The sequence below is a fragment of the Oleiphilus sp. HI0079 genome (assembly GCF_001635105.1).
Window position 1 is genome coordinate 1 of record NZ_LWFT01000953.1, and the last position, 622, is coordinate 622.

Annotated in this window: 1 protein-coding gene and 1 pseudogene; both read left to right on the forward strand. The window is 50.3% G+C overall.

What is annotated here, in order from left to right; translation table 11 throughout:
- Positions 1–387 (forward strand): ELM1/GtrOC1 family putative glycosyltransferase (locus A3750_RS17450; protein WP_231871864.1); only part of this gene is annotated, 387 nt, incomplete at its 5' end.
- Positions 380–622: pseudogene (locus tag A3750_RS17455) on the forward strand (glycosyltransferase); the annotation flags it as partial. The gene A3750_RS17450 and the pseudogene A3750_RS17455, both read left to right, overlap by 8 nt.

A 622-nucleotide genomic window follows, 5' to 3' on the forward strand; every position in this document is an offset into this window, starting at 1 on the left:
ACAACAATCGAAAGAATCAAAGCCGAGCTACCAAGGCTACGTTTTTTGAGCGCAAACCATGATCTGGACCAAGCAATACACCGCGCAAAACAAGTTTGGGTCAGCGCCGACAGCAGCAACATGATTTACGAGGCGCTCTCTGCCGCGAAACCCACTGGCGTCATAGAGCTCGCCACGCGTCATAAATTATTTAGAAAGAATCGTCTTCGCAATGAACTTGAGCGACTATATCGGGAAAACCATGTAATGAGGCTCGCAGACCTCTCGCCTGAATCAGACATAAACAACCGCCAGCAGACCGGACTGCATGAAGCTGAAAGAGCAACTGAGTGGCTCTTGATGCGATATGAAACCTGGCGATCAAAACACGAGGGGCAAGATGTTTAATCACATCCTGCAAGTGCTCCCCGCCCTGGAAAGTGGTGGTGTTGAGCAAGGCACATTAGAGCTTGCCGAGTTTCTTAGCCAACAAGGTCATCGATCGAGCGTCGCCTCTTCTGGAGGCAAACTTGCGCAGCGGCTAACCGAGTGGAACGTCGCCCATTACCAACTTCCGCTCGATCGTAAAAACCCTATTCAGATCATGCGTAACGCGAGACATCTAGAAAGACTGATCAACGAG